The organism is Shimia sp. NS0008-38b (assembly GCF_040370365.1).
Classification (GTDB): domain Bacteria; phylum Pseudomonadota; class Alphaproteobacteria; order Rhodobacterales; family Rhodobacteraceae; genus Shimia.
In genome coordinates this window covers 64,823-77,853 of sequence record NZ_BAABWQ010000005.1, presented here as the reverse complement: position 1 = coordinate 77,853, position 13,031 = coordinate 64,823, and the positions used below count along the sequence as shown (strand labels likewise).

Sequence of the window (13,031 nt, the reverse complement as noted above, 5' to 3'; positions counted from 1 at the left end):
CACATCCGATGCACGCCCAAAAGCTCCGGTTTTGTTACAACAAGACTGTCACGATATTTGGCCAAATCAACAGCACCGCCAGCGCCAGAATTTGCACCCCAATAAACGGCAAAAACCCCTTAAAGATATCGGTCAGCGAAATGTGTGGCGGCGCAACTGATTTCAAATAGAACGCCGCTGGCCCAAAGGGAGGCGATAGGAAACTGACCTGCATGTTCATACAGAACAACACCCCAAACCAAATCGACACGTGGTGCGGTGCAAGCTGTCCGATGAAGCCGATTTCCTCAATCGGCAAACGTTGCACAATTGGAAGGAACACTGGAATGATCAACAACACGATGCCAACCCAATCCATAAATGCGCCCATGAACAACAAGATCAGCATCATCGTCAAAAGCACCAACATGGTGGGCATTTCACTACCCACAATCAGGTTCGCGATATAGTTTGGCCCCCCCGCCAAGGTATACGCACCCGCCAGAGCAGCCGCGCCAACGGTCACCCAGATGATGGTTCCCGTCGAGCGTAGCGTGCGCAACAAACTGTCCCACACCAACGCAACCGAGGCTTCACCTCTCAGCACCGCAATGATGAACACCGCCAGCGCGCCCATACCGGCCGCTTCGGTGATGCCTGTGATACCGCCATAAATCGAGCCCAAGACCACGCCAATGACCGTAAACGGCGGCACCAAACCTTTGCCGTGTTCCCAGCCCAATCGACTGCGCTCTCGCCCAAATATGAAAAATGCCACAGCTGCGGCTCCCGCCGCAAAAATCGCCAGAGGCAGCATGTGATAGCTCATGCCAAGGCCAATCGGGTCCTCAACAAGGTCAGGATTTGCGTTAATGCCCGTCAGGGTGAAATACACCGCCCGCAGGAACAGCAATGTGCCAAACCCAGAGGCCAAAATGCACAAAAAGGCACCGAACATTCCAAGCTTTTGAACCCCGGTGGGGTCACCAGGTTGCGGCTCGGGAAGCGGCGCATCCTGAGGGCGCAACTGTGTGCGGATCACAATGTATAAAATGATGAAACTGGCCAGCATGAAACCCGGCACAAACGCGCCTGTGAATAGCGCTTTGATCGACGTCTCTGTGATGAGGCCATAGATAATCAAAACAATCGAAGGCGGGATCATTGTGCCCAGCGAGCCGGAGGCACAAATGGTGCCGATCGCAAGATTTTGATTGTACCCAAGTCGCAGCATTTGCGGCAACGCAATCAGACCCAACAGAACCACTTCGCCCCCGATAATCCCGGACATTGCCGCCATAATGACCGCCATAAGTGACGTCACAATCGCCACGCCGCCACGCACCCGGCTCAGCCAAAAATCAAGCGAGGTGTACATTTGTTTGGCGATGCCTGACCGCTCCAGCAATGCGGCCATAAATATGAACAGCGGCACGGAAATGAGCACATATTCGGTCAAAAGATCGAATATCTTCTGGGTCAAAAGGTAAAGCGGTCCGGTGCCCGGACGCCCCGTCAACAGCCCTTCCCCAAATGTCCAAGGCGCCAAAATAACATTGGGCTCAAATTTTAGCACCAAAACAACAAGCGCCAGCACCGCTGAAGCAAAGCCCAGCGGCATACCTATGGCCAATAGCGTGATCAATCCAAAGACCAGAATGAGAGAAATAGTGCCTACGTCCATCAGTTTGTTCCCACGCTCTTTTTCAGGGCTTCAAGTTCTTCTTTGTCGATGTCATCGGCGGCTGTGTGCACCTCTGGTTCCAGATTCCAATCCGAAATCACATTGATCACTGATTGTGCCGCAATCAGCGCCACGATGATTAGGATCATCGGCTGCACCGTTGCCGGGATCGGCGGATCAAAGGCGGTGCCAAACATTTCCCATTTGTAGAATTTCACCACAAACACCTGCTTGTAGCTGCCAAAAATCAGGAAAAACGCGAACACTACAATCAGGCTCGCGCTGATCACATCGAATGTGCGCTGAAGCCACCGTGGCACAGCATCATAAAGCAGGAAAATGCGGATGTGGCCGCGCTGTTGCATGCCGTAGAAACCGGAAAACAAAAACACATAGCCCGCAAACCAAAGCGTAAGCTCGTTGGCCCAAAGCGTTGGCGCCTCAATCGCGTAGCGCAAAAACACCTCATACAGCATCACCAACGTCATGGAGATGATCAGCATCATGGTGATCCGGCCGACAAACAGCGCGATGCGATCGATGCGGCGCCAATGCGGAAATTCGATTGCGTGGTGGCGCACCGTCCGGGTGCCGAGCACAAACACAACTGGCATCAAGATCAAAGCGAGCCAATCAAGCACATCAGCGCGACCGCCAAACAGTCCTTTCATATCGGGCGTCACATCTTTGCGATAGTGCAGCTGGCTCATCTGCTCAAAAAGGCTCTCGTTTGCGGGGGGGATGAAACTCAGGATGTAGGCTGGTGTGTGCCACACCGCCCAACCTGCGCAGATCAAAAAGGCGATCGGAAGCACCCACTCAATGAGCGCGCCCGTGGATATTGCTTTTGATGTCCCTACGGTCTTCGTCACGTCGCTCTCCCCGCTATGCAACTTTGTAGTGTTCGATAAAGGCGCGGTCTGGCGTCACACCTAACCCCACACCCGTCGGGATTGTCACCCGACCTTTGTTTTCTTTGACTTGCTGCTGAATATTCAACGGCTCTTGAAGCAAATCATCGCGGAACTTGTTGTCGGTGGTGTCAAATTCCAGCATCGGTTCCCACGGGTGCAACCCGCCGGGCAGCGGCGGCATCGCCGACAGCAGATGCAAATTGGTGGCGACCGCAATTGCGGACCCCCACACATGATTGATCACAGGCGTGAAATGCGCATGACACAACGCCAACACGCGCAAGTATTCGCTGATACCGCCCAGCGCACAGACTTCGGGCTGCGCAATGTCGAGTGCACGCGCCTCTAACAGACTGCGCCACCCCCATCGGTTAAACTCCGCTTCTCCACCGGAAATATTGATTTTCAACTGTGTACGCAGCTCGCGATAGCCATCCAAATCTTCCGGCGCTATCGGCTCTTCAAACCAATAAGCCTCAAGCTCCTCCAATCCACGCCCAACGTAGAGCGCGTCACTGGTGGTGTAACAATGATTGGCGTCGGCCATAAACTTGAACGTCGGCCCAACCCCCTCTCGCACAGCTGCGGCCAAGGCGATGTCTTCTTTGGGGCCGAGCCCCACTTTCATCTTTGTGGCAACAAAGCCAGCATCACGGATCGCGGCGGCCTCCTCAACAAATCGGCCACGAAGGCTTTTAAACGGTTCCGGTCGCAGCATCATACCGTAACCGTAGACTGTGACGTCCTTGCGATGCTGCCCGCCAATCATCTGGCTCAGCGGCAGCCCGGCAACTTTGCCAGCAATATCCCACAGCGCAATATCCACACCAGACAGCGCTTGCAGCGGCATGCCTTTTTGGCCGTGGTCGCGCAGCAGATTGTAAACCTTGTGCCAAATCACATCTCGATCCAACGGATCCATACCCAGCACCATTGGCTGGATCACACCTTCAACAATCGCCTTATTGGCAATCGCTACATTGCCCGGCCCAAAACACTCGCCCCAGCCGGTCACCCCTTCTGCGGTCACGACCTCAACAATGTGAGCGCTCCGCTTGTCATAATACTGCTGCGAATAGCCAAGCCGCTCGGGCATGTCATATTGCAAAATATGGCTGGTGATCTTGGTGATTTTCATATCGCGCCACATCCGGGTGGGTGAAAATTGGCGGCCACCGAAGCAGCCGCCAATCTAGGGGATGTTGCGTCAGATTAGTCGGCCGACATCGCACCCATACCCACCAAGAACTCAACGTGGCTCGCCAACAGTGCTTTGGCTTCCGGAGTGGTGGCAAACTCTTCCCAACCAGCTTTCACAGCAGCGCGGAATTTGCCCAACTCTTCCGGGGACCATTCGTACAGGTTAACACCTTTGTCACGCAGCACTTTAGCGTTCTGAGCGTTTTTAACCTCGTTGATGGTTGCATTGTGCAGTGCGAGGCTGTCCATGGCCACTTCCATGATCTTGCGGTGATGGGCCGGCATCGCGTCCCATGCGTCTTTGCGGCACGCAAGGTGGTCTGCTGGCATAGAGTGGAAGCCCGGATAGTTGGTGTGCTCCGCAATGTCATAAAGACCCAGACCAATGTTGTTGGTCAGGTTTGCAGCGTCAGCCCCATCGATGATGCCGGTTTCCAGTGCGGTAAATATCTCGTTGAAATCCATCACAATGGGTGAGGCACCGAGGTTCTTAAACACCAGCGTTGCCATGCCAGGAGGTGAGCGGAATTTCCAGTCTTTGAAGTCTTCCACACCACGAATAGGACGTGTTGATGCCAGCGACTCCGGACCTGGAATCCACCAACCGACAAACTCCATATTGTGCGCATTGTAGAGATCATTTACCGCCGCGCGACCGTCCCCATGCAAAAGCCAGGCCATTTGTTGGTAAGGGTTGGTATAACCACCCATCAAATCGCCGGTGAACTGAAACGCTGGGTTCTTGCCGGTTTGATACGCACCACCGGTCATGTCGCAATCCAGAATACCAGTAGCCGCCGCATCAAAAGTTTCCGCGGATTTCACAACCGAGGACGAATAGAACATCTCAATAGCAATCTCGCCATTGGACATCTCTGTCACGTCGTTGACGTATTTCTCAGCCAATTGGCCGGACAATGTTTCTGGTGAAAAATGGGTTTGAATACGCAAAGTTGTTGTCTGAGCAGATAGGGCACTTGCCCCGATGGTCAAAGCAGCTGCCGCCGCCATCAGTTTCGTCGCTTTCATAGATCTTTTCCTCCCTTAGATCTAAACACTTGACCCAACGTTAGCCGTTGTTGTTTTTGGTATGACGAAACTATGGCGAAGAGTCATTTCAGGCAACAAAATTGTTGAATTTCTTGAATTTTCGAGATTTGATTGTAATCACGAAATTTTTTTGTCGGACAACATCCGTAACTTTTGCGCTTGGAGACACCTTCTTGGATCATTTTGCCCTTCTGCGCGACCAACTTGTAAACGGACATTTTGAGCCGGGGCAAAGACTTAAGCCCTCGACACTGGCGTCCGAATTTGGCTGCTCCGCTAGCGCGATCCGCGAAGCGTTGTTCCGATTGCACACGTTGGGACTGGTGGATTTCCGAGATCAGAAGGGCTTTCGACTTCCCAAGAACTCCCCACAACTTCAACAGGAACTCACACAAATGCGCATCCTGCTTGAGTGTGAAGGAGCTTGCCTGTCGATTCGACTCGGTGACCTTGAGTGGGAGGCACGCCTGACTGCCGCGCATCACAAACTTGGCCACATTGAGCGACATGTTGATCTTGGAAAAAGTGACCGCAATACCCTAATTATGTGGACAACTGCTGAGCTGGAATTTCACAGAACGTTGATTGAGGCCTGCGGGTCGACGCTGCTGATCCAATCTCATGATCAGGTCTACCAGCGCATTCGGCAACAATTGATCACTGCGGATCGGCTGTTCCAATTTGTGCCGGAAAACGTCGCACAACATCAGGGCATCATTGATGCCGCACTCGCACGAGATGAGACGCTGGTGTGTGAACGTATCACACAACACCTCGCACGCAGCTTGATCGATCCAAGCAAAGCGCCGCCAAGTGTCAGCCAGAGCGCAAGGCGCAAGCTTTGGACTGAAGGCGTGTCATGACGATAGCCCATTGAGGTCTTTGAGTTCTTCGTAGAGGCCAGCATGATCGCGCTCTCCGCCGTCCATATCATCCACGTAACGTTTGAACCGCAATAGTATTTGCTCTGTCACTGGCAGTCTCAATGACAGACTTTCAGCCTCATCTGCCACATTTATCAAATCTTTGACCTGCAAGCGCGACAGACCGCCGGGCACAAAGTTGCCCTCACTCATACGGGTACCGTGTTGTTGCAAAATCACGCTGTCAGCAAAGCCCCCGCTAAGAGCGTCGCGCACCGCGGCCGCATCTGCACCACCTTGCGTGAGCAATAGCGTCGCCTCTGCGACCGCTCCGATGGTGCAGGCAACAATCGCTTGGTTCGCCAGTTTCGCCAACTGACCGGCGCCGACCGGGCCCACCAAAACCGGACGCCCCATGTGGCTAAGGATCGGTTTGACCTGCGCAAATGTATCCGCGTCACCGCCCGCCATAATCGCCAGCGTACCGGCTTCTGCGCCTTTGGTGCCGCCGGACACCGGCGCATCCAAAAAGGCGATGCCGCGTGTCGCCAAGAGCGCAGCGATGTCTCGCGCGTCACTTGGCTTGGTGCTGGACATATCGATCCAAACCGCACCAGGCGCGAGGGTTTCAAGGCATGTTTCTGCCAATGCCCTGCTCGCGACGCCATCCGCGACCATACTAATGACCACCGCAACGCCGCGCACGGCATCACACGCACTTTTTGCAACCTCCACGCCGATGTCCGGCAGCCCGTCACATTTACCGCTGCTGCGGTTCCACACCGTCAAAGGCACCTGCCCAGCAGCCAGATTTTCGGACATTGGCCGCCCCATGAGGCCGACCCCTAGCAACGCGGTTTTTGGATTTTTCTCCACCCGTTTTTTCTCCCCTGAAAGCGCTTGCGAACCCAACTAACATACTAACTTATTGACGCAGGCAAGAAATTTCGGTGTTTATAGGCGCTAACAGCGTCCTGCGAAATGGGCGCAAATGTGCTATTTTCCACCGTCGCATTACCACCGGAATACCGACGCGATACCGACACGGTCAGGAGGACCAAATGCCCAAGATTACCAAAGAGCAACTCCGGTCGCGCAAATGGTTCAACGACCCCGAAGATCAAGAAATGACCGCTTTATACCTGGAGCGGTACCTCAACTATGGGTTGACTCGCGCAGAATTGCAAAGTGGCAAACCCATCATTGGCATTGCCCAAACCGGCAGCGACCTAAGCCCCTGTAATCGCCACCATATTGAACTGACAAAGCGCGTGCGCGATGGGGTGATTGCCGCCGGTGGTACGGTCATTGAGATCCCGGTGCATCCCATTCAAGAGACCGGCAAGCGGCCCACGGCGATGTTGGATCGCAATCTCGCCTACTTGTCTCTGGTTGAGACGTTGTTTGGGTATCCCATTGACGGCGTTGTGTTAAACATTGGATGCGACAAAACCACCCCGGCCCTTTTGATGGCCGCCGCCACGGTCAACATCCCCGCCATTGCGCTCTCGGTTGGACCCATGTTGAACGGCTGGTTCCGCGGCGAGCGCACTGGCTCTGGCACCATTGTCTGGAAAGCGCGCGAATTACACGCTGCAGGCGAAATTGATGATGAAGGATTTACGGATATTGTTGCCTCCTCCGCCCCGTCTGTGGGCTACTGCAACACCATGGGCACAGCCACAACAATGAACTCACTGGCTGAAGCTTTGGGCATGCAGCTCCCGGGTTCCGCCGCAATTCCCGCCCCATACCGCGAACGCGGACAAATTTCTTACGAAACTGGTATGCGCATTGTAGACATGGTTTGGGAGGATCTGCGCCCATCTGACATCATGACCCGCAAGGCTTTTGAAAACGCTATTGCGATCAATTCTGCCATTGGTGGTTCCACCAATGCGCCCATTCATCTCAACGCCATCGCGCGCCACCTCAACGTACCGCTGAGCAATGACGACTGGCAAAACATCGGTCATGATGTGCCGCTTTTGGTGAACCTGCAGCCCGCAGGCGAATATCTCGGCGAAGACTACCACCGCGCAGGGGGCGTCCCTGCCGTTGTGTCTGAATTGCTTAAGGCCGATCTCTTGCCCCACCCCGACGCGGTCACCGTCAACGGCCAGACAATCGCCACCAATTGCCGAGACCTTGATGTGATGAACCGTAAGGTGATCAAGTCTGTTGCGGAGCCTTTGGTTGCTGCTGCAGGCTTCATCAACCTAAGTGGAAACCTGTTTGATAGCGCAATCATGAAGACCAGCGTTATCTCTGAAAGTTTCCGCCAAAAATACCTGTCAAATCCACATGACCCAAATGCATTCGAAGGCCGGGCGATTGTGTTTGACGGCCCTGAAGACTTTTACAAACGCATTGACGATCCGACTGAAAATATTGATGAAAACTGTGTTCTCTTTATGCGTGGCGCAGGCCCAAAAGGCTACCCCGGTGGCGCGGAGGTGGTGAACATGCGCGCGCCGTCATACCTTCTCAAACAAGGCATAAGCGAACTGCCCTGCGTGGGAGATGGTCGGCAATCTGGCACCTCGGGTTCGCCCTCCATTCTGAACGCTTCCCCCGAAGCCGCTGACAATGGTGGGCTGGCGCTTTTGAAGACCGGCGACCGGGTGCGATTTGACCTAAATAAATGCACGGCGGACATGTTGGTGGATATGGAGGAGCTGCAAAAACGTGCCACAGACCTTATGGCGCAAGGTGGGTATAGCGTGCCAGAAAGCCAATCGCCTTGGCAGCAGTACTTCCGCGAACTGGTGCAACCGTTTGATCGGGGAATGACTCTGCGCGATGCCCCAACCTACCGCGATATCGCCCGCAAACACACACCACGTAACAATCACTGAGGACACACCGACTATGGCTGACCTTATGGTGCTTTGCTCCACCACACCTGAAATGCAACTACGCCTGAGTGGCGCTTTTGATGTGGTTTACGAGCACGATTTACCAGACGTCCCAACATGGCTGGACGAGCATGGCGAGGACATTCGCTACATCCTAACGGATGGGCATCTAGGGCTGCCCTCCGAGGTTCTCTCCCGCGTGCCCAACCTCAAAGCAGTTAGCTCTTACGGGGTTGGTTATGACGCAATCGATACGGGCAAAACCAACGCACGAGGGATCCCAGTGTCTCACACTCCGAGCGTATTGGATGAGGAAGTCGCCACCACCGCTTTGTTGCTATACCTCAGCGTGATGCGTGGATTTGTGACACAGGCAAATCATGCCAAGGCCGGCCGCTGGGAAACCCAAGGTGGATTACCTTTGACACGCTCCGCCGACGGACGAAAAATTGGCATTTTGGGCCTCGGTCGCATCGGCAAAGCTTTGGCGCGCAAACTGGCACCCTTTGGTGCGGAAATCAGTTACTGCGGCCGTAGCATACAGGACAATGACTACCAGTATTTTACGTCCCTGACCGAAATGGCTCGGCACGTTGATGTGCTGATCTGTATAGCGCCTGGCGGTGCATCGACCCACCACATTGTTAACACAGATGTCATGGCCGCTTTGGGCGCGAACGGTGTTTTGATCAATGTCGGTCGTGGATCTGTTGTGGATGAAATAGCATTAGCCTCCGCGCTAAACAGTGGTGCGCTTGGCGGAGCAGGATTGGATGTCTTTGAAAACGAACCATATATCCCAAAAACCTTACGCGAGATGCCCAATGTAGTCGTCACACCTCATATCGGTAGTGCCACAATTGAAACGCGCCGCGCCATGGGGGCATTGGCCGTCGACAACATTGTCGAACACAAGGCTTCAGGAAAGATGCACACACCGGTCCCCGAGTGCATTCACTTGTTCAATTAGACTCGGCGTGCAGCAACAACAGCACGAGAAAACAGCGAGGTCGAAATGTCGTTGGCAGTCATCGGAGCGGGGTTGATAGGCCGCAAACACGCCCAACTTGCCGCTGATATCGGGGTATTGTCAGCGATCGTCGATCCCAATCCGGAAACCCGCAGCTTTGCACAAGCTTTGGGCTGCGCCTATTTTGAAACACCAGAAGCTTGCCTGGACACAGGCACGCTGGAGGGGGCGATTGTGGCAACCCCGAACCATTTACATATCGCGCATGCCCGCCTGTGTGTCCAAAACAAATTGCCTGTGTTGATTGAAAAGCCAATCTCGGACGTGTCGGCAACTGCAGCAAGTTTGGTTACAGAAGCCACTAAGGCATCCGTACCGCTTTTGGTGGCTCATCACAGGCGTCACAACCCGATCTCCCAACGGGCCGCACAATGTGTCGCCGACGGTGATCTAGGCGATATTCGCGCCGTGAGCGGACATTTCATGCTCTTCAAGCCCGATGACTACTTTGATCAAAACTGGCGTCGCAACTCCGGTGCAGGGCCCATCTTCATAAACCTCATTCACGATGTGGACTTGCTAAGATTCATCGTAGGAGAGATCAGAGCTGTTCAGGCCGTTCAGTCTTCAACTGCACGCGGTTACGCCGTCGAAGAAACGGCCTCGATCATTTTGGAATTTGAGAACGGAGCGTTGGGAACATTTATGGTCTCAGACGCTGTTTGCGCGCCATGGAGCTGGGAGTTTACCGCCGGCGAAAACCCGGCCTATCCACTAGTGGACGCAGATGCCTACCGAATATCCGGGTCCCATGGTTCCTTGTCCGTTCCCGACCTACGCCTCTGGAAACACCCGCAAAAGCGCAGTTGGTGGGAGCCGATAGCATCGACAAAACTGCACGTTGATCCAAAAGACCCTCTGGCAGCCCAATTGCAACATTTTTTGGACGTGTGCCAAGGCGCCCAGCCGTTGGTGCGGGGAATAGACGGCTTGCGAAGCTTGGAAGTTGTCGAAGCAATTAAAAAAGCTGCATTGACAAAACTACGTGTTCAATTGTTCTAGAGATGTGGTGCCAATGGGTCTTTGATTTCGATTGTCCCACGGCCTTTCAGAACATGGACACAAGTCAAGACGTGAATCGATGCTTCGAAGGCGGCATGCACGTCTGGATTGCCCCAATGGGTCATATCCCCGGTCAGCACAACGAAGGCCTCGTCGCTGTCTTCCGCATTTAAGTTGTCCACGGCCAAAGCCAGATGACGCGCAGGATCAGCATCGTAGAGCACACAATCCCCGCCAATGACATAGGGTGTTGGGTAGGTGACTGAATTCACTCCGCTGCCGTCATGTTTGGCTTTGCCCAGTCGTCCCAACCGGTGCCAGACGTCATCACCGGCCCGTCCCACGCAAATGGAATTTGGTGGATCGTAGTGTCATCACCATCGATCAACAGAACGAAAAAAGCTGGCTCCAACGGCGCGCCCGTCAGCACCTCGGTCTCGGTCATATCTGGCAGAGACTGGTTGCCGGTCGACGGAACACTGGCAAAAGGGATGCCCGCGAAACGCCCGTGGATCGGCGCGTGCACATGTCCAAAGTGGATATAGTCAATTCGCGCGCTGTGGGTTTCAAGCAAGGCCTTAAAGGCTGCACGATCCGCGCGAACGAGGGCGATTTTATCCTCGGCAGGCAACCCCACAGGCATCGGGTTGTGGTGCAGGAAAATCCGCGCCCTTTCCGCATTAGCGAGTTCCGCATCAAGCCATGTACGGCGTTGGGAGCAGAAATGACCAGCGTGGGTTTTATGGCCCACACTGTCGAGATAAATCATCCGCGTACCGTTCAGCGTTTCCGCGTAGTTGACATAGCCGTTTGCATCAGCTGGGTGGCTGTCAAATACCTTTAGGAAATTGGCGCGGTTATCATGGTTGCCGATCATAAGTCGTACTGGAATACGGGCACCCTCCAGCGCCGATTTCAGCGCTTCATAGGCATCAACCTCGCCCCAATGCGCCAAATCCCCTGTGATCACAAGCCTCTCGGCATCGGCGTGGTGATTGGCCACGTCGGCAAGCGCACGGGCAAAGCGGGCATGAGGGTCAAGCCCACCCATCTCTTCGCCAGGAATGGTGAGGTGAATGTCAGAGATATGGATGATTTTCATGGCCTGTCCTGAAAAAAGAATCCGGCCGCCCATGTTTACATAGGCGATCGGACCAGTCTGATTAACCGTTGGGCAGAAGGTCGTTCACTTCTTCGACCATTTCGATCTGCAGCTCTTTCATGTCAGTGGCGTCGCCAGTCACGATGCGTTCGATGCTGTCATAGATCACCTGCGTGATCGCTAGACCGTTGTCCCCGGGATAAGCCAGCCAATCGCGTAGCAGCGGCAGCTGATCCACAGCGGTCTGTTTGTTTGGGTTTTGCTCATAGAAATCCGCAAGAATGATTTCGTTCGCAGCTTTGTTGGGCGGCATGTATCCAGTGGTTTTCGCCACTTCCGCGGCACCGTCACCGGAGGTGATGTATTTCAACCAAGTCCAAGCCGCTTCGCGCACCTTGGGATCGTCGGAGGTCGACGTCAGCATGGCAGCGTTTCCGCCAGCTGGAAGACCCATTGGCGCTTTACCAAGACCGGGGAACGGGCCAGTCACCAATTCAAAGTCGCCTTGAGACCGCTCAACTGCGCCCAGGGCAGAAGTGGACCAGAACATCATGCCAATTTCACCGGCAGAGAAAGACGACAGGGCCGCCTTCCACTCAAGGTTCTGCATCTCACACTCTGTGAAAATCTCCTGCATTTGCTTCAGCGCAACCAGTGCCTCTGGGCTGTCCAGCGTCACGCGGCCGTTTTCCACGATTGCTTTGTCCTGAGACCATAAAAGCGCCTGCATGAACCAGTTGCCGGTGATGTTCCAGCCCCAGAAGATTGGGTTGTCGATGCCGTTTGCTTTCATGGTTTTGCAAGCAGCGATCACGTTGTCCCAAGTCTTTGGCAGCTCTTGGATGCCGCCGGCGCGCAGGATGTCCATGTTGTAGTAGCCAACCGGCAGGGAAACAGAGAAAGGCAGACCGTGCACTTCGTCGTTGAAGGTGGACAGTGAAAGCATCGCGTTGTGGTAGCCATCTTTTTCAAAGTCATCTTCTGCTGCGATGAATGGCTCAAGCGACTGGGCAATGCCTTTTTCCACCAGCGGCTGCTGACGGTTCAGGCCCTGCATGGTCACATCTGGCAAGCTGCCTGCGACAGCTTCGCGCAGAACGGTGTTGGTGCCGTCCTCATAGGATTCATAAGTCGCGCGAAATTTCACATCGATGTTAGGGTGCGCTTCTTTGAACGCGGGCATCATCGCCTCATAGGTCACGTCAAAGAGGTGGCTGTATGGATAAGCAAACTCGATGGTCACCATGTCCTCGGCCAAAGCGGCGGAGGCAGAAAACGCCAAAGCCATTGCAGTTACATTATATTTCATTACATCTACTCCTGTTGTCGGGGCCGGAAGATTTGGCGAT

At 54.3% G+C, this 13,031-nt stretch carries 12 protein-coding genes; 4 read left to right on the top strand and 8 right to left on the bottom strand.

What is annotated here, in order from left to right:
• Window positions 1–34: 34 nt before the first annotated feature.
• From ABWV47_RS20815 to ABWV47_RS20800, 4 genes are all read right to left on the bottom strand, one after another.
• Complete coding sequence (locus ABWV47_RS20815) at window positions 35–1,663, bottom strand: TRAP transporter large permease (protein WP_353315337.1); 1,629 nt, start codon at window positions 1,661–1,663, stop codon at window positions 35–37.
• On the bottom strand, window positions 1,663–2,535 hold the full coding sequence (locus ABWV47_RS20810) for a TRAP transporter small permease subunit (protein WP_353315335.1): 873 nt from the start codon (window positions 2,533–2,535) through the stop codon (window positions 1,663–1,665). The genes ABWV47_RS20815 and ABWV47_RS20810 overlap by 1 nt, the downstream gene beginning before the upstream one ends.
• A 13-nt stretch (window positions 2,536–2,548) precedes the next feature.
• Window positions 2,549–3,715, bottom strand: coding sequence for a mandelate racemase/muconate lactonizing enzyme family protein (locus ABWV47_RS20805; protein WP_353315334.1), 1,167 nt, complete (start codon window positions 3,713–3,715; stop codon window positions 2,549–2,551).
• Window positions 3,716–3,789: 74 nt separating this feature from the next.
• Window positions 3,790–4,806, bottom strand: a complete 1,017-nt coding sequence (locus tag ABWV47_RS20800) for a TRAP transporter substrate-binding protein (RefSeq protein WP_353315333.1) — start codon at window positions 4,804–4,806, stop codon at window positions 3,790–3,792.
• Between the two features lie 194 nt (window positions 4,807–5,000).
• On the opposite strand from ABWV47_RS20800, the gene ABWV47_RS20795 reads away from it, so the two are divergent.
• Entirely contained in the window at window positions 5,001–5,690 is a 690-nt protein-coding gene (locus tag ABWV47_RS20795) for a GntR family transcriptional regulator (RefSeq protein WP_353315331.1), read from the top strand.
• On the opposite strand, the gene ABWV47_RS20790 is transcribed toward ABWV47_RS20795, so the two are convergent.
• Window positions 5,685–6,566, bottom strand: coding sequence for an NAD(P)-dependent oxidoreductase (locus ABWV47_RS20790; RefSeq protein WP_353315330.1), 882 nt, complete (start codon window positions 6,564–6,566; stop codon window positions 5,685–5,687). The two genes, ABWV47_RS20795 and ABWV47_RS20790, sit on opposite strands and share 6 nt — an antisense overlap.
• A 185-nt stretch (window positions 6,567–6,751) precedes the next feature.
• Here ABWV47_RS20790 and ABWV47_RS20785 point away from each other — a divergent pair, with 185 nt between their 5' ends.
• The 3 genes from ABWV47_RS20785 to ABWV47_RS20775 are packed head-to-tail and all read left to right on the top strand — an operon-like array spanning window position 6,752 to window position 10,580.
• Window positions 6,752–8,548, top strand: a complete 1,797-nt coding sequence (locus tag ABWV47_RS20785; RefSeq protein WP_353315329.1) for an IlvD/Edd family dehydratase — start codon at window positions 6,752–6,754, stop codon at window positions 8,546–8,548.
• Between the two features lie 13 nt (window positions 8,549–8,561).
• The gene (locus tag ABWV47_RS20780; RefSeq protein WP_353315328.1) at window positions 8,562–9,518 is read left to right on the top strand and encodes a 2-hydroxyacid dehydrogenase; all 957 of its coding nucleotides are present in this window, start codon (window positions 8,562–8,564) and stop codon (window positions 9,516–9,518) included.
• A 45-nt stretch (window positions 9,519–9,563) separates the two neighbouring features.
• Window positions 9,564–10,580 (top strand): Gfo/Idh/MocA family protein, encoded by a 1,017-nt coding sequence (locus tag ABWV47_RS20775; RefSeq protein ID WP_353315327.1) that lies wholly within the window; start codon window positions 9,564–9,566, stop codon window positions 10,578–10,580.
• Here the strand turns inward: ABWV47_RS20775 and ABWV47_RS20770 are convergent.
• The 3 genes from ABWV47_RS20770 to ABWV47_RS20760 all read right to left on the bottom strand — a co-directional run bounded on the left by ABWV47_RS20770 (window position 10,577) and on the right by ABWV47_RS20760 (window position 12,991).
• Window positions 10,577–10,852 carry a metallophosphoesterase family protein gene (locus ABWV47_RS20770; protein ID WP_353315326.1) on the bottom strand — a complete coding sequence of 92 codons (276 nt, stop codon included), beginning with the start codon at window positions 10,850–10,852 and terminating at the stop codon, window positions 10,577–10,579. The two genes, ABWV47_RS20775 and ABWV47_RS20770, sit on opposite strands and share 4 nt — an antisense overlap.
• Window positions 10,849–11,682, bottom strand: a complete 834-nt coding sequence (locus tag ABWV47_RS20765; RefSeq protein ID WP_353315325.1) for a phosphodiesterase — start codon at window positions 11,680–11,682, stop codon at window positions 10,849–10,851. Before ABWV47_RS20765 ends, ABWV47_RS20770 begins: the two co-directional genes overlap by 4 nt.
• Before the next feature lie 61 nt (window positions 11,683–11,743).
• Window positions 11,744–12,991 carry an ABC transporter substrate-binding protein gene (locus ABWV47_RS20760; protein ID WP_353315324.1) on the bottom strand — a complete coding sequence of 416 codons (1,248 nt, stop codon included), beginning with the start codon at window positions 12,989–12,991 and terminating at the stop codon, window positions 11,744–11,746.
• Window positions 12,992–13,031: the final 40 nt, after the last annotated feature.